This is a genomic window from Rhodoferax lacus (genome assembly GCF_003415675.1).
GTDB classification, from domain to species: domain Bacteria; phylum Pseudomonadota; class Gammaproteobacteria; order Burkholderiales; family Burkholderiaceae_C; genus Allorhodoferax; species Allorhodoferax lacus.
The window spans coordinates 568,011-592,145 of record NZ_QFZK01000001.1; the positions used below are offsets into that span (position 1 = coordinate 568,011).

The window sequence follows — 24,135 nt, forward strand, 5'->3', positions numbered from 1 at the left end:
TATTTTGTTCATCAATCCGGGTTTGGAAAAAGCTGCCCCCGGCGTCTAAACAGGGTGCAGCAAGGCGAAGCCCATGATTATAGCTTACGCCAGCCCGGGTGGGACCCTGGAGCTGACTCAAAAGGCTCAGGAGTAGACACCAGGCTGAGCACCACCGTAGCCAGCAAACCTGCGCAGACCCCAAACAGGCCCGCCGATACCGGTTGTATGCCCAGCCACAGCCCGTCACCGGTCAGCCCAAGGTAATGCCGCACACCAGACTGGTTAACCACCATGTAATAAGCCGTGACCAGCAGCCCGGTTAGCATGCCACCGACCGCGCCCAGCCTGGTCGTGCGGCGCCAGAAAATGCCCAGCACCATGGCCGGAACAAAGGCAGCGCCTGCCAACGAAAACGAGGCCGCCACCAGATACAAAATGCCGGCCGGACGTTGTGCTGCCACATAGGCAGCTATCAGAGCCACCACCAGCAGTGCAAACTTGGACCACATCACCCTGCGCATGGACTGTGCCTTGCTGCTGTCACCCTCAAAGTACACATCGTGTGCCAGTGCGTTGCCAATGGTGAGCAACAAGCCATCAGCCGTGGACAAGGCTGCGGCCAAGCCACCAGCAGCTACCAGCACAGACACCACATAGGGCAAGCCGCTGATCTCCGGAGAGGCCAGCATCACCAGGTCCGGGCCAATCTTGAGCTCGGCAAACTGCAGAATGCCGTCGCCATTGACATCCGCAAAGCTCAGGAGTGAGGCGTCGCGCGACCATTGCGCCATCCAGCCGGGCAGCTCGTCAAAGGGCTGGCCCACGATATGGGCCATCACCTCGTATTTCACCAGCACAGCCAGCGCGGGCGCCGAGACATACAACAAGGCAATGAACACCAGGGACCAGGCAACCGAGTTGCGCGTCTCGGCCACGGTGGGCGTTGTGTAGTAGCGCGTCAGCAGGTGCGGCAGCCCCGCTGTGCCCACCATCAGGCAAAACACCAGCGCCAGAAAATTCAGCCGGGACGTCTGAAAGAGCTGTTGTTGCTCCGGCTTGCCATGCGGGTCTCCCTCAAACGATAAGGCATGCGATGCCACGCCCCCCAGAGGCTTGGCCCTCTCCCGGTAGTCCTGCGCCATACGCGTCCAGCGCTCACGGGCAATGGCTACGTCGCGTGGCAGTGCGGCCAACTCGCGCCGCAGCTGGTTGGCCAATTCGTCATCGGCCCTGGTTCCCATGGAATTGAGTCGGAGGCGCAGCTCACGGCGCTCGCTCTGCAGGGCCTGCTCCACATCCTGCAGCTTGAGTTCCAAGACGTCTGCACGCCGTGCATATTCGGCAATCACCTGCTTTTCTGCCGGCGAATTCACGAGCTCCTGTTCCAGGCTCCCGATCTTTTGCAGTTGCTGGATGTAGGCCAGGGGAGCCATGGGGTTGCCCACCTGTTTGTAGGCCAGCCACGACACGGGAATCAGAAAAGCCAGAATCATCACCCAGTACTGCACCGCCTGGGTCCAGGTCACAGCGCGCATGCCGCCCAGAAAGGAGCACACCAGCACGCCGCCCAAGCCCAGCAAAATGCCGATTTCAAAATGCACACCGGTCAGGCGCGAGGTGATCAGACCCACACCGTAGATTTGGGCCACCACATAGGTAAAGGACACCACTACAGTGGCCAGCGCGGCAATCATGCGCGGCCACCTGCCACCAAAGCGCATGGCGAAGAAGTCCGGTATGGTGTAGAGATTCAAGCGCCGCAGATAGGGTGCCACCAGCAGTGCCACCAGACAGAACCCGCCGGTCCAGCCCATGATGTAGGCCAGGCCGCCGGGCTGTCCGCCCGAGCCCGAGAAGCCCTGCAAATACAAGCCGCCAGCCAGGCTGATGAAGGATGCGGCACTCATCCAATCGGCAGCCGTGGCCATGCCGTTGTAGAAGCCTGGAATGCGCCTGCCGGCAACGTAGTACTCAGCGGCTTCCGAAGTCCGTCCGTACACCCCGATGATGGAATACACCATCAGGGAAGCAGAGAGAAATATGCCCGCTATCCAGGCCTTGCGAAGGCCAACACGTTCGGCCATGGCCAAGGCCAATAGCAAGGCCAACATACCCAGGAGCAAGATGGCAAAACGCCAGTGGTAGCGGCGGGTCTTGCGACCAAACGACACACTGTCAAAGTCACCGTCCGGGGCGTCACGCCGGTTGGCCGCTCGCGCAAAGACCACCACGATGGCAACAAACACCAGCAAGGCGCCTTGCGCGGCGTACCAGAACGCCAAAGGCCACCCGGGCAGCAGATCCTGCAAATCCCGGGCAAAAAAGACCACCCCGAAGGAGGCAACAAACCACGTCAGCAACAGCCCGGTATGCAAAGGCCACTGCCGACGCGTTGCCACCATGTCCATCAAACGGCGAGTTGCTGCCAGGTAGCGATGACAGAGTCAGGATTCAGGGAGATGGACGAAATGCCCTGGTCCTTGAGCCAATGGGCAAAGTCCGGATGGTCGCTGGGTCCTTGGCCGCAGATGCCCACGTACTTGCCCTGGCGCTTGCAGGCGCTGATGGCCATGCTGATCAGCGCCTTGACGGCAGGGTCGCGCTCATCGAAGTCCGCAGCCAGCACTTCCAGACCCGAGTCACGGTCCAGCCCCAGGGTCAGCTGCGTCAGGTCGTTCGAGCCAATGGAGAAGCCGTCAAAGTACTCCAGGAACTGGTCGGCCAGAATCGCATTGCTGGGAATCTCGCACATCATGATCAGCTTGAGCTCGTTCTCGCCGCGGCGCAGGCCGTGCTTGGCCATGAGCTCGGTGACCTTACGGGCCTGCTCCAGGGTACGCACAAAGGGCACCATCACCTGCACATTGGTCAGGCCCATGTCGTTGCGCACGCGCTTGATGGCCTCGCACTCCATGGCAAAGGCTTCACCAAATTCAGCCGACACATAGCGTGCAGCGCCGCGGAAGCCCAGCATGGGGTTCTCTTCTTCTGGCTCATAACGGCTGCCACCAATCAGCTTGCGGTATTCATTGCTCTTGAAGTCTGACAAACGCACGATGACCGGCTTGGGCCAGAAGGCCGCACCGATGGTGGCGACCCCTTCGGCCACGCGGTCCACGTAAAAGGCGCGCGGCGACGCGTGGCCACGGGCCACCGACTCCACTGCCTTTTTCAGGTCTGCATCCACATTGGGGTAGTCCAGAATCGCCTTGGGGTGCACACCAATGTTGTTGTTGATGATGAACTCCAGACGCGCCAGGCCCACGCCCTGGTTGGGCAACTGGCAGAAGTCAAAGGCCAACTGGGGGTTGCCCACGTTCATCATGATCTTCACCGGAATCTCGGGCATGACGCCGCGCTGCACTTCAGAAACTTCGGTCTCCAGCAAACCGTCATAGACGAAGCCGGTATCGCCCTCGGCACAGCTCACCGTGACCAGCATGCCGTCGCGCAGCTTCTCGGTGGCGTGGCCGCAGCCGACTACGGCCGGAATGCCCAGTTCACGCGCAATGATGGCGGCGTGGCAGGTGCGTCCGCCCCGGTTGGTGACGATGGCCGAAGCTCGCTTCATCACCGGCTCCCAGTTCGGGTCGGTCATGTCGGTAACCAGAATGTCACCGGCCTGCACCTGGTCCATGTCGGCAATGTTGTGCACGATGCGCACCGGGCCGGTACCGATCTTCTGGCCAATGGCGCGTCCATCCACCAGCACGGCGCCCCGGCCCTTGAGCTTGTAGCGGTATTCCACCTTGTCAGCAGACTGGCTTTTGACTGTCTCGGGGCGGGCCTGCAGGATGTAGAGCTGGCCGTCCACGCCGTCCTTGCCCCATTCAATGTCCATGGGGCGACCGTAATGCTCTTCAATCACCAGGGCGTAACGGGCCAACTGCTCCACATCGGCGTCGGTCAGCGAATAGCGGTTGCGCATTTCGGTGGGCACATCGGTGGTCTTGACCAGCTTGCCGCCAGCGGCTTTTTCTTCCGGCGTGGTGAACTCCATCTGCAGCAGCTTGGAGCCCAGGCTGCGGCGGATCAGCGCGCGCTTGCCCGCCTTGAGCATGGGCTTGTGCACATAGAACTCGTCGGGGTTCACGGCGCCCTGCACCACCGTCTCGCCCAGGCCGTAGCTGGAGGTGATGAAGACCACGTCGGAGAAACCGGACTCGGTGTCGATGGTGAACATCACACCGGCCGCGCCCAGATCCGAGCGCACCATGCGTTGGATGCCGGCGCTCAGGGCCACCACGTCATGGGCAAAGCCCTTGTGCACGCGGTAGCTGATGGCGCGGTCGTTGTACAGCGATGCGAACACTTCGCGAATCTTGTGCAGCACGTCTTCAATGCCGACCACGTTCAGGAAGGTCTCCTGCTGGCCGGCAAACGAGGCGTCGGGCAGGTCTTCGGCGGTGGCCGAGGAGCGCACCGCAAAAGAGGCCTTGTCATTGCCCGCACAGAGCGTGGCAAACGATTCGCGAATGCCCTGCTCCAGCGCCGGGGGGAACGGCTGCGCTTCAAGCATGGCGCGGATTTCGGCACCGGCCACGGCCAGGGCGCGCACGTCCTCGGTGTCCAGTGTGGCCAGGCGTTTGCTGATGCGCTCGGCCAGGTTGTCAAATTTCAGGAATTCGCGGAAGGCATGTGCCGTGGTGGCAAAGCCGGTGGGCACCTTCACGCCGGTGGGTAGCTGGGAGATCATCTCCCCCAAGCTGGCATTCTTGCCGCCTACCGATTCGACATCGGTCATGCGCAGGTGCTCAAAAGGTACAACCAGGTCGGTTGGACTGTATAGATTCGACATAGCAAAGCTCCAGAAGTTAAAACCGGACAGCGTCTGCTTTTGCTCCGAGCGCCCTGTTGTTGGCGTTATGTGGGCTTTGGCTTGGACAAAATGCGCTAAATTGCGAGCATTGTAGGGCGCCGCCCCACCACTTCCCCAAACAATCCCCACCATGGCCAAACGCACTGTATTTTTTATCTCTGATGGCACCGGCATTACCGCCGAAACCTTTGGCAACGCCATCCTGGCGCAGTTTGAAATCAAGGCGCACCGCGTTCGCCTGCCGTTTGTCGATACCGTGGACAAGGCCCATCAGGCCATCCGCCAGATCAACCATGCAGGCGAGATGGACGGCAACCGCCCCATCGTCTTCACCACGCTGGTGAACATGGACATCCTCAAGGTGATTACCGACCAATGCAGCGGCATGCTACTGGACATGTTCGGCACTTTTGTGCATCCGCTGGAAAACGAGCTGGGCATCAAGTCCAACCACCGCGTGGGCCGCTTCAGCGACGCCAGCAAGAGCGCCGAGTACAACAGCCGCATCGAGGCAATCAACTTTTCGCTGGCGCATGACGACGGCCAGATGAACCGCGATCTGGAACAGTCAGACGTGATCCTGGTGGGCGTGAGCCGTAGCGGCAAGACGCCCACATCCCTGTACCTGGCCATGCAATACGGCCTGAAGGCCTCCAACTACCCACTGATTCCGGAAGACTTTGACAGGCGCCAGTTGCCCCCGGCACTGGTTCCGCACAAGTCCAAGCTGTTCGGCCTGACCATACAGCCCGAGCGCCTGAGCGAAATCCGCCAGGAACGCAGGCCCAACTCGCGCTACGCAGCCCTGGAGAACTGCCGGATGGAAGTCAGCGAGGCCGAGGCCATGATGCGCCGCGCGGGCATACGCTCACTGTCCACTACAACCAAGTCGATCGAAGAAATCGCCACCACCATCCTGCAGGAAATCCACCCCGACCGCTTGGCTTACTAGGCCCCCACGTTCGCTCGCTGCGCGTAGCTCTCTGCCCCCCTGGGGGGCTAACCTGGCTCGGGGCGGCCCGTCGCCAGGTTGAAAGGCTTTAAAGGCCTATCGCTGCAATGCCGGCCTTGGCAATCTGCGCGTCTTCCGTGGACTTCACACCACTCACACCCACAGCGCCCAGGCACTGGCCGTCTTTCATGATGGGTACGCCGCCTTCGAGCATGGCTTCCAGGCCGGGTGCGCTCAGGAAGGACACGCGCCCGCCGTTGATCATGTCCTCGTAAGCCTTGCTTTCGCGCCGACCCAGGGCTGCGGTGAGGGCCTTGCCAGGGGCGATGCGGGCCGACACGGGTGCAGCGCCATCCAGGCGCTGGAACGACAGCATATGACCGCCATCGTCCACAATGCAGATGCTCACGGCCCAGTTGTTCTTCAGCGCCTCGGCCTCGGCGGCGGTGGCGATGGACTTGACTTCGGAGGATTCGAGCACGTGTTTGGTTTTCATGGGATGTACTTCTAATGGAAAAGGCGCAAGCATAAGGCACCTGCGCGGACGCATTCCCTCCCTCGCATGCACAGCAGCCCCACAAAAAATCGGTGCAATGCAAACCAGGCTGGCGGCACTGCTCTTGATAAAGCCTAAAATCGCTCCACCTGCCTGTCAGGTTTTAAAGGAGATTGACTATGAATGATCGCATCACAACGCTGGGTACCAGCTTTGGCTACGGCATTTCTGCCGAGCAGCGCAACAAAGTGCTGCGCAACACCTATTGGCTTTTGTCCCTGAGTCTGGTGCCCACGGTACTGGGTGCCTGGGTGGGTGTGGCATCGGGCGTTGGCCAGTTGTTCAGCGGTGGCTTGGGCATGATCCTGTTTTTGGCAGGTGCGTTCGGCTTCATCTATGCCATTGAAAAGACCAAAAATTCGGCTGCCGGCGTGCCGGTGCTGCTGGGCTTTACCTTCTTTATGGGCCTGATGCTCTCACGCATGATTGGCATGACCCTGGGCTTCACGAACGGCCCCGAGCTGATCATGACGGCCTTTGGCGGCACCGCTGGCGTGTTTGTGGTGATGGCCAGCATGGCTACCGTCATCAAGCGCGACCTCTCCGGCATGGGCAAATGGCTAGGTGTGGGTGTGATCGTTCTGCTGGTTGCCAGCGTGATCAATATGTTCGTGGGCTCCAGCGCAGGCATGCTGGCCCTGTCGGTCGCCTCCATTGGCATCTTCAGCGCCTACATGCTGTATGACGTCAAACGCATCATTGATGGCGGTGAAACCAACTACATCACAGCCACCTTGGCGCTGTACCTGGACATCATCAATGTGTTCCAGAGCCTGCTGGCACTGCTAGGCATTTTTGGTGGTGAACGCGAATAAGGGCCTGCTGCCCTGACTCCCCAAAGGGCCCTTCATGGGCCCTTTTTGTTGCTATGCTGGGGCGCGTTGTGCTTAACAATGCCACCAATGTGTCGATACAGGCTTATGTCTAACCGGGTTTTTCCATGATTGCACGCGCCGTTCTTTTTGCCCTGACCTTGCTGCTGGCCGGGTGCGACCTGGAGTCCCTGCTGGCCGACCCCAAGGTGGCGCAGCGCGAAGCCGACTCCAAAGCCATTGGCAGCGCCTGCCGCTATGGCATGCGGGGCATTGAAGACTGCTACACCATGAATGAGAAGGCCTCCAAGGCAGCGGTGTTCACCGGCTGGAAGGAGATGGACCAGTACATGCGCGACAACAAGATTGACGGCGTGCCCTCCAAGGAAGCCAAGACAGAACCCACGGCCGCGGTAGCCAGTGGCGAGGAAGTGGTATCCGAGTCACCCAAGGCTGGCAAGGAAGCCACCAAAGCATCCAAAAAGGCCGCAGAAGGCAAAGCCAAACCAGCAGGCGACAAGGCTGAGGCACCAGCCCACTGAGCGTGAGGCCCGTGCGCCAGCCCGTGCGCGGCGCTTAAACCCCTACGAAGTCAAAGACCGCCATGCTCTCCACATGGGCCGTGTGCGGGAACATGTTTACCACCCCGGCAAAAGTGCAGCGGTAGCCCGCCTCGGTCACCAGCACACCTGCGTCGCGCGCCAGGGTGGCGGGGTTGCAGCTCACGTACACAATGCGCTGGGGCGGCGTCCAGGCCGGTGCGTCCGTGGCGTGTTCGACCGCGTTCGTCACAGCCAGTGCCTGGTTCAGCGCAGCCAGCGCCTGCACCAGAGCAAACGCGCCCTCACGCGGCGGGTCCACCAGCCACTTGTCGGCAGCACCGTCGGCACGCAGCATGTCGGGCGTCATCTCAAACAGATTGCGGGCCACAAAGCGGGTGGGCGCCAGAGCCGGTTGCACCGCGTGCGCAGCCGCGTTCAGGCTGTAGTTATCCCGCGAACGGGCCACCAGCGACTCGGCCCCCTCCACGCCCAGCACTTCGCGCGCCTGGCGCGCCAGGGCCAGGGTGAAATTGCCCAGTCCGCAAAACCAGTCAATCACCCGCTCATGCTTGGCAACGGCCAGCAAGCCCAGCGCACGCGCCACCAGTACCCGGTTGATAAAGGGATTGACCTGCGTGAAGTCCGTAGGCTTGAAGGGCATGGTGATGCCGAACTCGGGCAATTCATAGGCCAAGGCGCCGGTCTCATGGCCTGGCAACTCGTCCAGCCGCACGATGGTCTCTGGCCCCTTGGACTGCAGCCACCATTGCAGACCCGGATTCAGCGCTGCAAAGTCCTTCAGGCGCTGCAGGTCGGCCACACTCAGCGGCTCCATGTGGCGCAGCACCATGGCAAGCACCTGAGGCGGCCCGTTGGGCACGGGCACATCGCCCATGGCCAGCTCGATCTGCGGCAGGGTCTGCACCGCGTCCATGGACGCGATCAGTTCGCGCAGCGGCAGCAGCATGTTGCTGATGACCAGCGGCAGCACATGGCACTCTTTCATGTCGGCCACAAAGTGGCTCTTGCGCTCATGAAAGCCAATCAGCACAGCACCCTTCTTGCGCACAAACCGCACCGACAAACGCGCCCGGTAGCGGTAGGCCCAGGCCGGGCCTTCGATGGGGCGCAGCATGTTGCCGGCTTTTACCTTGCCGATGTGCCAGAGGTTGTCTTCCAGCACCCTTTGCTTGACGGCCACCTGCGCGCCCACGTGCAGGTGCTGCATCTTGCAGCCGCCACAAGCCCCTTCGTGCAGGCCAAAGTGTGGGCAGGCCGGGCGCACGCGCTGGGAGGATTCGTGGTGGATTTCGCTCAGCGTACCCTTCTCAAAGCTGTTCTTGGTACGGTGAATGCGCGCACTGACAGTCTCGAATGGCAAGGCTCCCTCGATAAAGACGACTTTGCCATCAGGCTTGTGGGCGACGCCCTGGGCTTCAAGGTCCAGGGACTTGACGAGCAGCCAGCCCTCGGGGAGCGGATTTTCAGTGGCAGGGCTTGGTGGGTGTGTAAGTGTGGGTGTGGTTTCTTCCATGCCCCGATTGTCTCAGGGATGGGGGCCGCTACATCAGCGCATCGCGATCAATACCGCGGCGTGCCAGGTAGCGCTTGAGTTTGGCCAGCGCCTCGTTTTGCACCTGCCGCACCCGCTCCTTGGTCATGCCCAGGCGCACACTGATGACCTCCAGTGTCTGCGCCTCGGTATCGTGCAGACCAAAGCGGCACTCAATGACTTCGCGCTCGCGCGGTGTGAGTGTGCCCACCCAGGCCGTCAGCAACTGGTCCACCTCGTGGGCCTGGGTCAGGTGCTCGGGCCCCTGGGACAGTTCGTCCACCAGCATGTCACCCAGGCTTTGCTCGTCACCATGCGGGTCCAGGGCCGCGTCCAGCGAACGGGGCACTTCGGCCATGACCAGCAGCGCGTCCACTTCGCTGGCTTCAATGCCCAGCAACGCCGCAATGTCTTCGGCCCGAACGCCTTCGGGGCGCTTGGTCAGCAGCACCGCATCGTGCTCCAAGAGGCGCTTGGCCCGCAACACGTGCTGCAACTCGCGCACGATATTCACCGGCAGGCGCACCGAGCGCCCCTGGTACATCAGGGCGCGGTCCACCGACTGGCGAATCCACCAGGTGGCATAGGTTGAAAAACGGAAGCCCCGTTCGGGCTGGAACTTCTCGATGGCATGCATCAAGCCGAGATTGCCCTCCTCAATCAGGTCCGTGAGTGGCACGCCACGCCCGGCATAGGCCTTGGCAATGCTGACCACCAGGCGCAGGTTGTGTTCAATCATGCTTTGGCGGGCGGCAAAGTCACCCGCCTGCACCCGTGTGGCGCAAGCAAACTCTTCTTCGGCGGTGAACAGCCGGGTGCGGCGCACACCCCTCAGGTAAACAGAGAGCGCATCGGCCGATTCGTCAGCCGCATGGAGTTCAAGCAGGTCACGGGCCAGTTTCTCATCGCGCCAAGGCGGCTCTTGCGCAGGCTCATTCAAGGGGCTGTCAGGCGCTTGAATGTCCTTTTTCATGCCCTACACCGTCATTTGGCAGGCAGGTATTTCAGCGGGTCCACAGGCTTGCCCTGCCTGCGCACCTCAAAGTGCAGCTTCACCCGGTCGGCGTCGCTATTGCCCATCTCGGCAATCTTCTGGCCCTTCTTGACCGTCTGGTCTTCCTTGACCATCAGGCTCTGGTTGTGGGCATAGGCCGTCAGATAGGTGTTGTTGTGCTTGAGGATGATCAGGTTGCCGTAGCCCCGCAAGCCGGCACCGGCATAGACCACCTTGCCATCGGCCGCCGCCAATACCGAGTCACCGGCACTGCCGGCAATGTCCACGCCCTTGTTTTTTACCTCGTCGAAGTCGGCAATCACCGCGCCCTTGCCGGGCCAGATCCAGCCCAACTCATCGTCGGCACCGGCCACCACCGCAGGCACAGGCGCTGGCTTCACGGGTGCGGCAACAGGTGCAGGCGCAGGTGCAGAAGCCGCAGCAGAAGCTACCTTGGCAGGCAGTGGTGAGCTGCCAACAATCGGGGTGGTGGTCACTGTGCCGGTGGTCACCGGCTTGGTCACGACCACAGCTTCACCACCAACAGGCGGAATAACGCGCAGCACTTGCCCGACTTCAATCTTGTTGGGGTTCTCCAGCGCATTCCAGCGCCCAATGTCTTTCTGACTCTGCCCGGTCTCCAGGCCAATGCGGATCAGGGTGTCACCGGGCTTGACGGTGTAGTAGCCCGGTTTGCCCGCATTTTCAAAGCCGGGAGGCGGCTTCACGGCCGCAACCACGGCCGGAGCAGACGAGCCCACCGCTGTCCTGTCTTCCACTGGCGCATGGTTGGGCGGGGCCGAGCCACAGCCAACCAAGGCCAGTGCCATGAAGCTTGCTACCAAACCTGAACCACGAGAAAACATTCCAGACATACAAACTCTTTCCTTCTAGGCAACGCCTGATTTTAGGGGGACAAAGTGAACGGCCTCCAACAGGGTCTGGCGCACGCCATCTGCGGTCTTGTCCAGCACCAGCAAGGCCTGTGTGCCAGCCCCATGAGGGCCGCTGCTCACAACCGGTGCCACCAGCCTGCCCCCGATGGCCAACTGCTCCACCCACGCTGGGGGAACCGCCTCGCCCCCGGCTGCAGCAATGATGGCAGCATAGGGCGCACCCTTGGCGTAGCCCACCATACCATCCCCGAACAGCAAATGCAGATTGGGCAAACGCATGGGGCGCAAATTGTCCCGCGCCTTGTCATGCAGCCCACGCAAGCGCTCAATGCTGTAAACCTCCTGCGCCAGGAGGCTGAGCACCGCTGCCTGGTAGCCGCAGCCCGTACCAATCTCCAGCACCCGCCCCAACTTGCCCGTTGCGCCATTGCGCAGCAATTCGATCATGCGCGACACCACCCCCGGCTTGGAAATGGTCTGCCCCAGGCCAATGGGCAGACTGGTGTCCTCATAGGCCTGGTTTACCAAGGCCGTGTCCACAAAGCGGTGGCGCTCCACACTGCCCATGGCGGCCAGCACGGCGGTATCGCGCACGCCCTGCTTTTGCACCAATTGCACCATGCGCTGCCGGTGGGCTGCCGAATCCATGCCAAGCCCCTGTGGCTGCGGCATGACCCGGCTTGCACCAAGTGCCGGGCTGGCGGGTGCAGTCTTTTTGGCTGCGGCGCCAGACTCCAGCCGGGCCGGAAAAGACGGCCTGGGCTTCATTGCGGTTTGGGCGCTGTGTTCAGGCGCGCTGCAGTTTGTGCCCAATATCCCAGGTTGGCGTGGTCCGTCAGGTCGACCTGCAGCGGCGTAATGGCAATGTGGCCGGTAGCCGTGGCATGGAAATCCGTTCCTTCGGAGTCATCCATGGCACCACCGGCAGCACCTATCCAGTACATGGTCTCACCGCGCGGGTTGATCTGCTTGATCACCGGCTCGGCCGAATGGCGGCGTCCCAGGCGGCACAGCTTGGTGCTGCCGATCTCATCAAATGGCAGGCAGGGAATATTCACATTCAACAACCAGGGCTTGGCGGTAACCAACTGGTTGTGCTGCATAGACAGCACCAGCTCACGCGCCTTGCGCGCCGCACTCTCCAAGTGCAGCCAGTCGCGCTGCACCTGCGAAAACGCAATGGCCGGAATACCAAACAGATAACCCTCCATGGCTGCGCCTACGGTGCCGGAGTAAATGGTGTCGTCACCCATGTTCGCGCCGTTGTTGATGCCAGAGACCACCAAGTCAGGCCGGTAGTCCAGCAGACCGGTCAGTGCCACATGCACGCAGTCGGCGGGTGTGCCATTGACGTAGCGAAATCCGTTGGCTGCGCGGTGCACATACAGGGGCGAATGCAGGGTCAGTGCGTTGGACTTGGCGCTGTTGTTGATCTCAGGGGCGATGACCTCCACCTCGGCCACATCCTTGAGGGCTTCATACAGGGCCACAATGCCAGCCGCCTGGAAGCCATCGTCGTTGGAAATGAGTATTTTCATGGTGTGCAGTAGTTCACATCGATTGTAGGTGGGGGGCTGCCGTCTGCCTGTGCCAGGCAGCCTTCCGCGCCCCTCGGGCAACAGTCTTGCATTCAAAAAAATGCTACTTAGCCAACAATTCAGCGCAAATACTAGCAATGGATTCGCATCTAAACTCCCGGCATGCAATCAGAACTTAAAGCAACCGTACGCTACAACCCCGTGTCAATTATTTTGCATTGGGTGCTGGGCGCTGCATTAGTTGCTATTTTCGTGTTTGGTATCTACATGGCTGATTTGCCGTTTTCGCCTACACGCCTGAAACTATTTAACTGGCACAAATGGGCTGGCATCAGCATCCTGGCCTTGTCGGCGCTGCGCCTGGCGTGGCGACTGAGCCACCCGGCACCGGCCTTGCCTGGCAAGATGGTTCAGGCCATGCCCGCTTGGCAACTCAAGGCCCACCACGCAACCCATATTGCCCTGTATACCCTGTTTTTTATCGTGCCACTGATAGGCTGGGCCTACACATCAGCCGCAGGCTTTCCCGTTGTGCTGTTTGGCCAATTACCCCTGCCCGACCTGGTGAGCGCCGACAAAGCACTGGCGGCCCTGATCAAGCCCTGGCATGAAATCAGCGCCTTTGCGCTGGCGGGTCTGGTGGTTCTGCATATTGCTGCGGCACTGAAGCACCAGCTGATTGACCGCGACGGCCTGCTCAAGCGCATGTCGCTGCGCGGCTAAACCCCTTATTTTTTGGAACCACCATGAAACTGTATTCATCCCTCTCGCTGCTGGCCCTCACGGCCGCTGCGCTTACCTTCTCCGGCAGCGCACTGGCGCAGCAAAAGCTGGTTGCCGCCCAAAGCGACATCAGTTTTGTCACCAAGCAAATGGGCGTGCCCCTGGATGGCCATTTCAAGAAGTTTGATGCGCAAATCAGCTTTGACACCGCCAAACCCGAGGCAGCCAAAATCGCCTTCACCGTGGACACTGGCAGCGCCACCCTGGGTGCACCTGAGTCGGATGCCGAGATGCCCAAGGCCCCCTGGTTCAACGTGCCCAAGTTCCCACAGGCCACTTTTCAGTCTTCGGGCGTCAAAAGCCTGGGCGGCGGCAAGTTTCAGGTCACTGGCAAGCTGACCATCAAGGGCAACACCAAGGATGTGGATGTTCCCGTCGCACTGACACAGGCCAATGGCATCACCACCGCCGTGGGCCAGTTCCCCATCAAGCGCCTGGCCTTCAAGATTGGCGAAGGCGAATGGGCTGACACCTCCATGGTGGCAGACGACGTCCAGGTCAGGTTCAAGCTGTCCATCAGCGGCATGGGCAAGCTGTAAGACATTTCGCGCCTCGTTATTTTCCATTTACGTTTCCCACCAACCCTCAGGAGTATTTTTTAATGAAGAAGACCATTCTGGCTGTCGCTGCCGCTGCTGCCCTGCTTTCCACCGTAGCCCACGCAGAGAACGCCACCTACGCCTTCGACCCGTCGCACACCTATGTGACCTTTGAAATCAGCCACTTCGGCACGTCCACCAACCGTGGCCGTTTCGACAAGAAGGAAGGCACCGCCCAGCTGGACCGCGCTGCCAAGACCGGCAAAGTGGACGTCACCATTGACACCACCTCCATCAACACCGGCTTTGACGCTTTCAACAAGCACCTGCAAAGCGCCGACCTGTTTGACGCCGCCAAGTACCCCACCATCAAGTTCTCTGGCGATAAGTTCACCTTCGCTGGCGACAAGGTCACCGCCATCTCCGGCAACCTGACCCTGCTGGGCAAGACCCAACCCGTCACCCTGAAGGCCAACCAGTTCAACTGCTACGAAAGCCCCATGCTCAACAAGCGTGAAGTCTGCGGCGGCGACTTTGAAACCACCATCGACCGCACTGCCTTCGGCATGAACTACGGCTTGGCCTATGGCTTCCCGAAAGAAGTTCGACTGGTGATCCAGGTCGAAGCCATCAAGCAATAATTTTTTGCTGGTCTTTAAAAGCCCCGCCTTTGCAAGAAGGTGGGGCTTTTTTGTTTGCTGGTCGCGACCGCAATGGCAGTTGGAATACACGGATATAAGCAGGCTTTGGCTCAAGCGTTGCCGTTTGCATAAATGCCGAATATGATGCATATTGGCATCAATACAGATTCGGAGCTGCCATGAGAACCACCGTGACCATTGAAGACGCCCTCTACGAAAAAGCCTTGGAAGTGGCCGACCCATCCATGGACAAGGCAGAAATCTTCCGCGAGGCCATGAAGACATTTGTCAGAGTCCAGTCGGCCAAACGTTTGATCGCACTTGGCGGAACCATGCCTGAATTTGAGGATATTCCCCGCAGGCGCCAGGAGGCTGTGGCGCAATGAGTGTCTTGGTCGATACATCGGTTTGGTCTGACCATTTCCGCAAGCGAAATGGCGTACTGGCCCAACTGCTGGCACTCGACCAGGCATTGACTCACCCCATGGTTGTGGCCGAATTGGCCTGTGGCACACCACCAGAGCCGCGGCTTCGCACTTTGGGTGACCTTGAACTTCTGTTGCCCGCAAACCAGGCGACCCTTCAGGAAATCCGGAGTTTCATCGATAGCGAACAGCTGTTCGGCATTGACTGTGGTTTGGTAGACATCGCCCTCCTGGCCTCCACGCTGATCACCCCGACTGCCACCCTCTGGACGCTGGACAAACGACTGTCAAACCTGGCCAATCGATTTGGTGTCTGCTTCATCCCCCCAGTGCACTGAACCAGGCGATGTAAACTGAACCATGGTGACGAAGAGCCCCACAACCTCCCTGCTGAACAAGTTCACCGACTTGTTCCGGAAGCCCGACTCTGACGAGGCGGACTCCGAGAACTCCATGCGCTCCGACGTACCCGCAAACTCGGAAGAATCCATCCGGCTACTGCTAAAAAGCAAACGCCGCAACGACGCCATGCGGGTGTATGAACTCAACCAACTGCGCACCATCATCCGCAGTGGACTGGGCTACAAGCCGCCCAGGGAACTGGAAATAACGCTGGCACCTGCGTCGCAAGCCCGCAGCAGCGGCATGGGAAGCCTGGAGCGCACCTCCATTCTGAGCAAGATTGACGGCGCAGAAGCGCACCTGGAACAGTGGTGGGGATCGGGCTCCAGCCACGCCCCACTCACAGGCCAGACGCAGGCAACCGACTCGGCGGCCGTGCCGCTTGATGCGTCCGATGATGATCTGGACCTGGACTTCACCGGCATGCAAGCCATCTCCGAAGATGACGAGCAAACGCCCTACCCCGCATCCGGCCCCGCCCCGTTTGCCGATGACGGAATCGCACTCACACCCATCCAGGTTGGCCTGCGCGACGCTGCATTGCTCTATGCCGAAGGTGAATTCAGCGCAGCTGTAACTACGCTGTCTGGCCTGCTGGCCACAACTGAGATTGACGACAGCGACACCGAGTTACTGACCTTCTCGCTTCTGGATGTGTACCGCTGCTCCGGCAAGCAAGACCGCTTTGACGCACTGGCCCTGGATTATGCAAGCCGCTTTGGCCGCTCCCCCGCAGAGTGGTTTTCACTCTCTGAAGAGGGTGCACCCGGCGCCACCGAAGAACAGCCCATTCAGGCCTTCTGGAAATGCCCCGCCATACTCGACACGTGGGCCTTGGCAGACTGCATAGCCCATCATCCTGCCGCCAGTCAGGTGTGCTCGATAAACTGGTTGCCCCTGCAGCATATTGATGCCGCAACCGCCACAGCCCTGGCAAAGCTCATACAGACTTGGTGCCAAAACCCCATCGAACTGCACTGGCTGGGTATTGATTCCCTGATGGCCGCATTGAAAATGTGCCGGTCTGGTGGTGATGCAGCCAGCAACGAAGCCTGGTGGCTGATACAGCTGGACATGCTGTGCATACTGCAACAGCCACAAGTGTTTGAAGAGTTGGCGCTGGAATATTGCGTGGCGTATGAAGTATCACCACCCAGCTGGAAAACGGTCGCCTGCAAACTGGTATACGCCGACGATGTGCCGCAAGCTCCGGAGTTTGTGTCCACCATGCCATCGGGTACATATGACTCCGGCCCACAAAGCGTTCCTGCATATGCCTTGTACGAGCTCAAAGGCAATGTCACAGGTGAAAACCCGAAACCGTTGCGGGAGCTGCGTGCGGTCTCGCGTTCAACTGGGCACATTACCGTGTCTTGCTCCCGCTTGGGCAGGATAGACATCAGTGCCGCAGGCAGCCTGTATAGCTGGGCGCAGGAATGTCAGGCCCGAAGCTGCGCAGTCAGCTTCATTTATTTGCCACGCCTGGTGCAGGTTTACTTCCACATGCTGGGCATGGACCAATTGGCCAGCCTTTCGGCTGGCTCCCACTAGCAAAAACCCGGTTTTTTTAAGCCGGTATCAGGTATTGCTCTTTGGTATTGCCCTGGGCAATCAGCGAGGACAACCACTTTGGCGTCAGGCCACGGCCGGACCAGGTTTCGCCATTCGGGCCACGGTATTTGGCAGCCACAGCAGCGGTAACCTTTTTCACCTTGGCAGGCTTGTCAGCCGCAGCCACCTTGGGTTTGCGGCCTGCCTTGGATTTGACCTTGGTAGCCTGCAAATCCTTGATGGTGATACCAAAAGCCTGCATTTTCTGGCGGATTTCGGTGACGGTTGCCTCAAACTCTTTGCCGCGAATTTCTTCGGCCTGCTTTTGAAGATGGGCGATTTGGGTTTGCAAATCAATCAGTTTTGACATTATATTTATTCCAACTAAACAACAAGGGGTGGATCAAACAAGTCGGTAAAGACTTTCTACCGAAGCAGGAATGTACCACGATAAAAAAATTTACTTATTGCTTTTTCTTAACACGGCCTTAATTTGAAGTAACGCAATGTTTTAGCGGGTAATAAATAAAAGCCATTTTTCAGTTACACACATCCGCTCTATTTCACAATATCGGGTTTACCCGCGCACAACCCGCCAGCTTACTCATAACCATTGGGGTTGGCGCTCTGCCAATGCCAGGTATCCGCACACATGGCGGCCAGCCCGAATTGCGCCTTCCACCCCAGCAGCGTATTGGCCAGGTCGGTGCTGGCATAACACTGGGCCACATCCCCATCGCGCCGCGGTGCAAACTGGTAGGGCACCGGCTTGCCGCTGGCGACCTCAAAAGCCTTCACCACGTCCAGCACACTGCAGCCCACGCCGGTGCCCAGATTGACAGTGAAACTCTGGCCCTTGTCCGCCAGCGTCTTCAGCGCAGCCACATGCCCTGCGGCCAGATCCTGCACGTGGATATAGTCCCGCACACCGGTGCCGTCTGGCGTGGGGTAATCATTGCCATAGATATTCAGAAACGGGCGCCGCCCCACAGCCACCTGCGCCACAAAAGGCATCAGGTTATTGGGCGTGCCGCGCGGGTCTTCCCCAATCAGCCCGCTGGGGTGCGCCCCCACAGGGTTGAAATAGCGCAACACCGCCACCTTCCAGCGCGGGTCTGACACCTGCAGCGCCGTCAGCATGTCCTCTATCACCAATTTGCTGTGGCCATAGGGGTTGGTGTGCTGGCGGGGGAATCTTTCGGTAATCGGCACCGAGGCCGGGTCACCATACACCGTCGCACTGCTGGAGAACACCAGCGTGCGGCAACCCGCTGCGTCCATGGCCTGCAGCAGCCGCGTCATGCCGCCCACATTGTTGTCGTAGTACTTGAGCGGCTGGGCCACGCTCTCCCCCACGGCCTTGAAGGCGGCAAAGTGAATCACCGCCTGAATGCCCAGACGCTGTATCAGGCCCTGCACCAAAGGCAAATCCGCCACGCTGCCCCGCTCGCACTGCACCGGCTTTCCAGAGATGCGCTCCAGCCGCTCCAGCACCTTGGGGTTGCTATTTGAAAAGTCATCCAGGATGATGGGCACAAGCCCCGCATGCACCAAAGCAAGGTAGGTGTGGCTGCCGATGTAGCCGGCGCCGCCGGTCAGGAGGATGTTCATTTGATGTGAATCATAAGATTGCGTTACGGCAATGGTAGCAGTGGGATATGGCGCTACAAGTGAACACAATTTTCAAGGTGCTGGCGTATGCTTGAAAGCAAGCTTACGCTGGATACTCGCGGAGGCCGTTAGAATGTCTCAAAAAATAGAGATACGTGCAGAGTGACATGGGCTTCAGAGGGAGGCTGCAGCATCGCACACCGTCAAGTAAATAAATTTTATACTTCACAACGCATCCGTGGTGAAGTTACTTTTTTTGATTCGCTTGCCTTATCGGGGCAAACTCCCATTTCAAAAAATAATGACTGATGGAAACATCAAATCAAAAGTTGAATAATCAATTAAATACCAACAATTACTGAAGATAGGCACGTTTAGCACATGACCACACAAGAAAATTACACAAAGACCCGCCTAATAGAAAAACTAAAAAACAAAACAGCAGTAATTGGAATAGTAGGACTTGGGTATGTTGGACTGCCATTAATATTGCGCTACATTGAGGTTGGCTACAAAGTCATAGGATTTGACATAGATGTAGATAAGGTTGCGAGTCTTGCAGATGGACTAAGCTATATCGAGCACATACCTTCAGAATCCATTCAAAATGCATTAAAAGGTGGATTTGAACCGACATCGAATTTTTCAAAAATTCCAGAGGTGGATGCGTTGATTCTCTGCGTTCCAACGCCATTGAACAAATATCGAGAACCAGACCTAAGTTATGTTCTAAACACAACAGATTCACTCACTCCCTTTCTTCGACTTGGCCAAGTTATTTCACTAGAAAGCACAACTTACCCTGGAACTACCGACGAAGAATTATTGCCGCGAGTTGAATCCTGCGGACTGAAGGTGGGCAATGACGTCTTTCTGGTCTATTCCCCGGAAAGAGAGGATCCAGGTAATGCTACATTTACAACTCGTACAATTCCAAAAATATGTGGGGGCTATACCGCCGAATGTCTTGAGGTCGGCTTGGCGCTATATGGACAAGTAATAGATAAAGTGGTACCAGTAAGCTCTACTCGTGCCGCAGAATTGACCAAACTACTTGAAAATATCCACAGGGCCGTAAACATCGGACTAGTTAACGAAATGAAAATCGTTGCTGACAAGATGGATATCGATATCCACGAAGTAATACGCGCTGCTGCAACAAAGCCTTTCGGGTTTGTACCGTACTACCCTGGCCCTGGTTTAGGCGGACACTGCATACCGATAGATCCCTTCTACTTAACTTGGAAGGCACGGGAATATGGCGTTCACACACGTTTTATTGAATTGGCTGGAGAGGTTAATTCCTCGATGCCCGATTATGTTGTTACCAAAGTTGCATCTGCACTGAATTCAGTCATGAAATCAATCAATGGCAGCCGCATTTTGGTGCTCGGCATCGCTTACAAAAAGAATGTCGATGACATGCGTGAATCACCTTCTGTGATTTTGATGGAAAAACTACGTGACCTAGGTGCAAAAGTCGAATACAGCGACCCCCACATTCCCATATTCCCCAAAATGCGAGAGCACCACTTTGAACTATCCAGCGTCGCACTCACCGCTGATCGGATAGGCAATTACGACTGTGTACTGTTGGCCACTGACCATGAAAAATTTGACTATGAGTTGATCAAGGCAAGTGCAAAGCTAATTATTGACTCTCGCGGACGCTACTTGGACTCTGCCAACCATATCGTGAAGGCCTGACTATGCGCCATTTTGCAGCTCCCATTACCGATCGAAAAATCCGCTTCGCTCTTATTGGATGCGGTCGTATTGCTCAAAACCATTTTGCAGCTTTAAAGCAGCATTCCGATCGTGCAGAGCTGGTGAGCGTGTGTGATGTCGATCCAAAAGCACTTGAAGCTGCTGCCAGATTGACAGGGGCCAAGCCATTTTCAAGTTTGAGCACTTTGCTAGCTGATACAAACGCAGATATTGTGATTCTGACGACTCCGAGCGGATTGCATCCAGAGCAGGCAATTGATGTTGCAGCAGCCGGACTTCATGTAATGACTGAAAAGCCCATGGCCACGCGCTGGCATGACGGCTTGCGCATGGTTAGAGCCTGTGACGATGCGAATGTGCGCCTCTTCGTGGTGAAGCAAAATCGTCGTAACGCCACGCTTCAATTGCTCAAGAACTCGGTTGATCAGGGCCGATTCGGGCGCATTTACATGGTCAACCTGAATGTCTTTTGGACGCGTCCACAAGAGTACTACGACAGCGCTGCTTGGCGTGGTACGTGGGAATTTGATGGGGGGGCCTTCATGAATCAGGCCAGCCACTACGTAGATTTGTTAGATTGGCTGATTGGCCCTATCAAGAGCCTGCAGGCCTACACAGCAACGCTGGCGCGCAATATTGAAGTCGAAGATACCGGTGTCATCAGCGTTGAATGGCGCTCCGGAGCTCTGGGCTCCATGAACGTCACGATGTTGACCTACCCAAAAAATCTGGAAGGCAGCATCACAATCATTGGCGAAAAAGGTACTGTACGGGTAGGTGGCGTAGCAGTAAACGAAATCCAACATTGGGAATTTTCCGAACCTCACTCAGATGATGAAAAAGTCAAGCATGCCAGTTACGAAACGACCTCTGTGTACGGTTTTGGCCATCCTTTGTACTTTGACAACGTGATCAAGGTTTTGCGTGGCGAAGCGTCGCCAGAAACCGATGGCCGCGAAGGATTGAAATCCCTGGAAACCCTGATCGCGACCTACCTGTCAGCCCGGGATGGCAAACGCGTGGCTCTGCCCCTGGACTACTGAGCATGGCTGTTACCATTCATCCGACAGCAATAGTTGATGCAGGTGCACAAATTGGCGACGGTTGCCGCATCTGGCACTGGGTACATATCTGCGCCGAGGCCCGAATTGGCACTGCCTGCTCATTTGGGCAAAACGTTTTTGTCGGCAACGATGTGATCATCGGCAACAACGTCAAGATCCAAAATAACGTCTCGGTCTATGACGCCGTACGTCTGGAAGACGATGTTTTTTGCGGCCCGAGCATGGTGTTCACCAATGTGTACAACCCGCGTTCTTCCATCACCCGCAAGAACGAATACCGGCCTACGCAGGTCGGGCGTGGTGCCACACTGGGTGCCAACTGCACTATCGTATGCGGCTGCACGATTGGTGAACACGCATTCATTGGCGCAGGCGCCGTGGTGAACCGTGATGTCCCCGCCTACGCGCTCATGGTGGGAGTACCTGCCAAACGCCGGGGCTGGATGTGCTCCTGCGGCATCCAGTTGCACGGCACAGGCGAAGTGTCCTGCACATGCGGAACAAGCTATCAAATTGACGATGCAAACTGCAGGCTTCTATGACATCCAAAATTGAATTTATTGATCTCAAAGCCCAATACGCCGATCTGAAACACGCCATCGATACCCGTATACAGCGCGTTTTGGACCATGGCCAGTACATCATGGGTCCGGAAGTACGGGAACTCGAAGAGAGGCTTGAAGCCTACACCGCAGCAAAGCACTGCATCACGGTGTCCTCGGGTACAGAGGCTTTGTTGATTGCGCTCATGGCCCTTGGTATCCGGCCTGGTGACGAAGTGGTTACCACGCCCTTCACTTTTGTGGCCACCGCAGAAGTGATCGCACTGATGGGTGCGGTCCCTGTCTTTGTCGATGTACAAGCAGACACCTGCAACATCGACCCTAACCTGCTGGATGCCTCCATAACCGCCAAGACCCGCGCCATCATGCCGGTTTCGCTGTATGGGCAGGTGGCAGACATGGATGAAATCAATGCCATTGCCGAACGCCATGGCTTGCCAGTGATTGAAGACGCCGCGCAAAGTTTTGGTGCGACATACAAGGGCCGAGCGACATGCAACCTGTCAACCATCGGCTGCACCAGCTTTTTTCCGAGCAAGCCTTTGGGATGCTACGGTGATGGGGGCGCCATCTTTACCAACGATGACATTTTGGCCAAAGCCATGCGTGAAGTCCGGGTGCACGGCCAGGAACGCCGCTACTACCATACCCGTATTGGTGTGGGCGGGCGGATGGACACGCTGCAGTGCGCCATCGTCCTTGCCAAGCTCGATCGCTTCGACTGGGAGATCGAACAACGCCTGCTGGCCGGCGAGCGCTACCTGGAACTTCTGAGCGGTGTTTCCGCAGTGCAGCGACTGGCTGTTCGCGCAGACAGGACCTGTGTATGGGGTCAATTCACGGTTCAGGCTGAAAACCGCGAAGCAGTGCTGGAACGGCTCAAGGCAGCGGGCATTCCTACGGCTGTTCACTATCCCGTGCCTCTGCACCAACAACCGGCCTATCGCGACCTGTGCCGCGTATCTGGCAGCCTGAAAAATGCGGAATCGGTTGCAGCGCGGGTTTTCAGCTTGCCCATGCATCCATACTTGGACCTGTCCACCCAGCGGCGGGTTGTCCAGGCTGTGCTGGAGGCCATCGCTTGAAAGTCGTCACTGTTGTCGGGGCGCGCCCCCAGTTCATCAAGGCCGCGGCAGTGTCCCGGGCCCTCCGCACCGGCCATGCCGGAAAAATTGAAGAGGTACTGGTCCACACTGGCCAGCACTATGACGACAACATGTCCAAGGTTTTCTTCGATGAATTGGACATACCCCAACCCGCATACAACCTGGAAATTTCTGGTGGCCAGCACGGTGCAATGACCGGCCGTATGCTGGAAGGCGTTGAGAAAGTTCTTCTGCAGGAAAAGCCCGATTGGCTGCTCATATACGGCGACACCAACTCGACCCTGGCTGGCGCCTTGGCCGCCGCCAAACTGCACATACCGGTGGCACATGTGGAAGCCGGCTTGCGCTCCTTCAACATGCGTATGCCGGAAGAGATCAACCGCATCTTGGCGGACCGCGTCTCGTCGCTGCTGTTTTGTCCCACGGAAACCGCCGTCCACAACCTGAAGGCTGAAGGGGTCTGCAGGGGCGTCCACAATGTCGGCGACGTGATGTTCGACGTGGCCCTGTTCTACCGTGAGCGTGCCCGGCAAAACAGCAACGTGCTCCAAACCCTGGGCCTGGCGCCAGGCGCCTTCGCGCTGGCAACCTGCCACCGTGCGGAAAACACCGACGACCCCGTTCGTCTGCGCGCCATCCTGAGCGCCCTGGCCGATATCGCCACCCGTCTGCCCGTGGTGCTACCGCTGCACCCACGCACGCGCAAGCTCATCGGCGACTACGGTATGGCCGCGCTGCTGGCGCGGATTACCGTCACCGAGCCGCTGCCCTTTTTGGACATGGTGGCACTAGAGCAGGCATCGCGGGTGATCCTGACCGATTCAGGTGGCGTGCAGAAGGAAGCCTTCTTTTACGGCATACCCTGCATCACCATGCGTGACGAGACCGAATGGGTCGAAACCGTGGATCTGGGTTGGAATCAGCTGGTGGGCGCCTGCACCGAGGCCATTCTTATAGCGACAAACGAGATAATGCAAAACCCGCCCAATGGCGTAGCCACAAAGCCTTACGGCACCGGCAATGCTGCCAATGACATCCTTGCCCTGCTGGCCTGAGTGCCTTGTACAAATTCAATTTCT

24 protein-coding genes are annotated in these 24,135 nt (G+C 58.3%); 14 read left to right on the forward strand and 10 right to left on the reverse strand.

The features are described 5' to 3' along the window. Positions 1-77: 77 nt before the first annotated feature. Positions 78-2,390: a VC_2705 family sodium/solute symporter gene (locus DIC66_RS02560; RefSeq protein WP_233505752.1), complete on the reverse strand. Its 2,313-nt coding sequence runs from the start codon at positions 2,388-2,390 to the stop codon at positions 78-80. Further along, the gene (ppsA, locus tag DIC66_RS02565) at positions 2,390-4,780 is read right to left on the reverse strand and encodes a phosphoenolpyruvate synthase (protein ID WP_117173700.1); all 2,391 of its coding nucleotides are present in this window, start codon (positions 4,778-4,780) and stop codon (positions 2,390-2,392) included. The genes DIC66_RS02560 and ppsA overlap by 1 nt, the downstream gene beginning before the upstream one ends. A 151-nt stretch (positions 4,781-4,931) precedes the next feature. Here ppsA and ppsR point away from each other — a divergent pair, with 151 nt between their 5' ends. Next, positions 4,932-5,753 (forward strand): posphoenolpyruvate synthetase regulatory kinase/phosphorylase PpsR, encoded by an 822-nt coding sequence (gene ppsR / locus DIC66_RS02570; RefSeq protein WP_117173702.1) that lies wholly within the window; start codon positions 4,932-4,934, stop codon positions 5,751-5,753. 88 nt (positions 5,754-5,841) lie between these two features. Here the strand turns inward: ppsR and DIC66_RS02575 are convergent, their stop codons facing one another. Further along, positions 5,842-6,249: a GlcG/HbpS family heme-binding protein gene (locus DIC66_RS02575; RefSeq protein WP_117173704.1), complete on the reverse strand. Its 408-nt coding sequence runs from the start codon at positions 6,247-6,249 to the stop codon at positions 5,842-5,844. 179 nt (positions 6,250-6,428) lie between these two features. Here DIC66_RS02575 and DIC66_RS02580 point away from each other — a divergent pair, with 179 nt between their 5' ends. Further along, complete coding sequence (locus DIC66_RS02580) at positions 6,429-7,124, forward strand: Bax inhibitor-1/YccA family protein (protein WP_117173705.1); 696 nt, start codon at positions 6,429-6,431, stop codon at positions 7,122-7,124. A gap of 125 nt (positions 7,125-7,249) precedes the next feature. Then, complete coding sequence (locus DIC66_RS02585; protein ID WP_199534643.1) at positions 7,250-7,663, forward strand: hypothetical protein; 414 nt, start codon at positions 7,250-7,252, stop codon at positions 7,661-7,663. A gap of 34 nt (positions 7,664-7,697) precedes the next feature. Here the strand turns inward: DIC66_RS02585 and rlmD are convergent, their stop codons facing one another. From rlmD to surE, 5 genes are read right to left on the reverse strand one after another with little or no spacing between them, the layout of a single operon-like run. Next, entirely contained in the window at positions 7,698-9,197 is a 1,500-nt protein-coding gene (gene rlmD, locus DIC66_RS02590; RefSeq protein ID WP_117173707.1) for a 23S rRNA (uracil(1939)-C(5))-methyltransferase RlmD, read from the reverse strand. Between the two features lie 28 nt (positions 9,198-9,225). Beyond that, the gene (locus DIC66_RS02595) at positions 9,226-10,188 is read right to left on the reverse strand and encodes a sigma-70 family RNA polymerase sigma factor (RefSeq protein WP_117173709.1); all 963 of its coding nucleotides are present in this window, start codon (positions 10,186-10,188) and stop codon (positions 9,226-9,228) included. 11 nt (positions 10,189-10,199) lie between these two features. Beyond that, positions 10,200-11,039, reverse strand: coding sequence for a peptidoglycan DD-metalloendopeptidase family protein (locus tag DIC66_RS02600; protein WP_233505753.1), 840 nt, complete (start codon positions 11,037-11,039; stop codon positions 10,200-10,202). Between the two features lie 60 nt (positions 11,040-11,099). Further along, positions 11,100-11,873 (reverse strand): protein-L-isoaspartate(D-aspartate) O-methyltransferase, encoded by a 774-nt coding sequence (locus DIC66_RS02605; protein WP_117173713.1) that lies wholly within the window; start codon positions 11,871-11,873, stop codon positions 11,100-11,102. Beyond that, a complete protein-coding gene (gene surE / locus DIC66_RS02610; protein ID WP_117173715.1) occupies positions 11,870-12,643 on the reverse strand; it encodes a 5'/3'-nucleotidase SurE in 774 nt (257 codons plus the stop codon). Before surE ends, DIC66_RS02605 begins: the two co-directional genes overlap by 4 nt. Before the next feature lie 162 nt (positions 12,644-12,805). Between surE and DIC66_RS02615 the strand changes: the two genes are divergently transcribed. The 6 genes from DIC66_RS02615 to DIC66_RS02640 all read left to right on the forward strand — a co-directional run bounded on the left by DIC66_RS02615 (position 12,806) and on the right by DIC66_RS02640 (position 16,984). Continuing rightward, positions 12,806-13,366, forward strand: a complete 561-nt coding sequence (locus DIC66_RS02615; RefSeq protein WP_117173717.1) for a cytochrome b — start codon at positions 12,806-12,808, stop codon at positions 13,364-13,366. Between the two features lie 23 nt (positions 13,367-13,389). Continuing rightward, a complete protein-coding gene (locus tag DIC66_RS02620) occupies positions 13,390-13,965 on the forward strand; it encodes a YceI family protein (protein ID WP_117173719.1) in 576 nt (191 codons plus the stop codon). A gap of 62 nt (positions 13,966-14,027) precedes the next feature. After that, entirely contained in the window at positions 14,028-14,606 is a 579-nt protein-coding gene (locus tag DIC66_RS02625) for a YceI family protein (RefSeq protein ID WP_117173721.1), read from the forward strand. A 179-nt stretch (positions 14,607-14,785) separates the two neighbouring features. Next, complete coding sequence (locus tag DIC66_RS02630; RefSeq protein WP_117173723.1) at positions 14,786-14,992, forward strand: type II toxin-antitoxin system VapB family antitoxin; 207 nt, start codon at positions 14,786-14,788, stop codon at positions 14,990-14,992. Continuing rightward, positions 14,989-15,369 carry a type II toxin-antitoxin system VapC family toxin gene (locus tag DIC66_RS02635; RefSeq protein WP_117173725.1) on the forward strand — a complete coding sequence of 127 codons (381 nt, stop codon included), beginning with the start codon at positions 14,989-14,991 and terminating at the stop codon, positions 15,367-15,369. Before DIC66_RS02630 ends, DIC66_RS02635 begins: the two co-directional genes overlap by 4 nt. A gap of 22 nt (positions 15,370-15,391) precedes the next feature. Further along, the gene (locus DIC66_RS02640) at positions 15,392-16,984 is read left to right on the forward strand and encodes an STAS domain-containing protein (protein WP_117173727.1); all 1,593 of its coding nucleotides are present in this window, start codon (positions 15,392-15,394) and stop codon (positions 16,982-16,984) included. A 16-nt stretch (positions 16,985-17,000) separates the two neighbouring features. Here DIC66_RS02640 and DIC66_RS02645 read toward each other — a convergent pair whose 3' ends face one another. Together DIC66_RS02645 and galE are read right to left on the reverse strand one after the other, a co-directional pair. Next, positions 17,001-17,354: an H-NS histone family protein gene (locus tag DIC66_RS02645; protein WP_117173729.1), complete on the reverse strand. Its 354-nt coding sequence runs from the start codon at positions 17,352-17,354 to the stop codon at positions 17,001-17,003. A gap of 230 nt (positions 17,355-17,584) precedes the next feature. After that, positions 17,585-18,595: a UDP-glucose 4-epimerase GalE gene (galE, locus tag DIC66_RS02650; protein ID WP_117173731.1), complete on the reverse strand. Its 1,011-nt coding sequence runs from the start codon at positions 18,593-18,595 to the stop codon at positions 17,585-17,587. 381 nt (positions 18,596-18,976) lie between these two features. Here galE and DIC66_RS02655 point away from each other — a divergent pair, with 381 nt between their 5' ends. Genes DIC66_RS02655 through wecB form a run of 5 tightly spaced genes read left to right on the forward strand, consistent with a single transcriptional unit; the run spans position 18,977 to position 24,111 of the window. After that, on the forward strand, positions 18,977-20,302 hold the full coding sequence (locus DIC66_RS02655; protein ID WP_117173733.1) for a nucleotide sugar dehydrogenase: 1,326 nt from the start codon (positions 18,977-18,979) through the stop codon (positions 20,300-20,302). Positions 20,303-20,304: 2 nt separating this feature from the next. Further along, a complete protein-coding gene (locus DIC66_RS02660; protein WP_117173735.1) occupies positions 20,305-21,366 on the forward strand; it encodes a Gfo/Idh/MocA family protein in 1,062 nt (353 codons plus the stop codon). A 2-nt stretch (positions 21,367-21,368) separates the two neighbouring features. Beyond that, positions 21,369-21,929, forward strand: a complete 561-nt coding sequence (locus tag DIC66_RS02665) for an acyltransferase (RefSeq protein ID WP_117173737.1) — start codon at positions 21,369-21,371, stop codon at positions 21,927-21,929. 8 nt (positions 21,930-21,937) lie between these two features. Then, positions 21,938-23,035: a DegT/DnrJ/EryC1/StrS family aminotransferase gene (locus DIC66_RS02670; RefSeq protein WP_117174146.1), complete on the forward strand. Its 1,098-nt coding sequence runs from the start codon at positions 21,938-21,940 to the stop codon at positions 23,033-23,035. Then, a complete protein-coding gene (gene wecB / locus DIC66_RS02675; protein WP_117173739.1) occupies positions 23,032-24,111 on the forward strand; it encodes a non-hydrolyzing UDP-N-acetylglucosamine 2-epimerase in 1,080 nt (359 codons plus the stop codon). The genes DIC66_RS02670 and wecB overlap by 4 nt, the downstream gene beginning before the upstream one ends. The last annotated feature ends 24 nt before the right edge of the window (positions 24,112-24,135 follow it).